The sequence below is a fragment of the Ruminiclostridium hungatei genome, assembly GCF_002051585.1.
GTDB classification, from domain to species: Bacteria; Bacillota; Clostridia; order Acetivibrionales; family DSM-1351; genus Ruminiclostridium; species Ruminiclostridium hungatei.
On the sequence record NZ_MZGX01000076.1, the window covers coordinates 1 to 1,052 of the forward strand.

General features: G+C 44.0%; 1 pseudogene. It reads left to right on the forward strand.

Annotated features, from left to right (window positions below):
• Positions 1 to 1,052 (forward strand): annotated as a pseudogene (locus CLHUN_RS21605) (hypothetical protein); the annotation flags it as partial.

The window sequence follows — 1,052 nt, forward strand, 5'->3', positions numbered from 1 at the left end:
AAAATGACAGATCCAAATGGAAATATCGAAAACTATTCATATGATTTAAACGGAAACCTGCTGCAAAAGACGGATAAAAACGGCAGCCTGCTGAAAATGAGCTACGACGTACTGGGAAGGCTATTGGCCAAATCGGTCGAAAACATTGAAAATCCGACGGTTAACAGCTCATATTCCTATACTTATACCCTGACAGGGAATGTAAATACAATGAATGGCGGAGGAACAGGTACAGCGTATTATTATGATGACCTGGGGCGGTTGGTAAAGGAAGTTCTGTCAAATGGAGTCTCGAAGGAGTACACCTATGATGCGGCCAATAACCGTAAATCACTGCTAGTAAAGCAAAACGGAGCGGTAAAAACAAATACCGCTTATACATATGACAATATGAACAGATTGGAAAAGGTGTTTGAAAACGGGGTTCTCACCGCAACCTATGCATATGACGCTAATAGCAACAGGCAGTCGCTGACCTATTCAAACGGGAATAAGACTACATACCGGTACAATGCTGCAAACAAGCTGGAAGCCATTACAAATATGAAGGAGGAGACTACCTTATCAAGCTATGCCTATTCATATTACCTTGACGGGAACCAGGCATCGAAAACCGATAATACGGGAAAAGTTACAGCATACAAATATGACGGCCTGGGAAGATTGATGAGCGAAGCACCCACGGGAGAGCCGGCCATATCATATACATATGATGACAGCAGCAACCGCAAAACCATGACGGCAGCCGGAAAGTCCGTAACTACTTATGCCTATGACCCGGGTAACAGGCTGCAGACCGAGACCAAGGACGAGAATTCTGTGTTGAAGACTACCAAATACACCTATGACAATAACGGAAATACCATCTACAAGTCCACTGAAACAATTTCACCGGCTGTGCAGGGACAAACCACAGGAGTTGATTTGTCAACACCCGGAGCAGCAAAGGACAACACCGATATAACCATCAATGAATATGACGGCTTCAACCAGTTGATAAAAACCTCTACAGGTGACATAACAGCAGAATACACTTACGATGGTAACGGGCT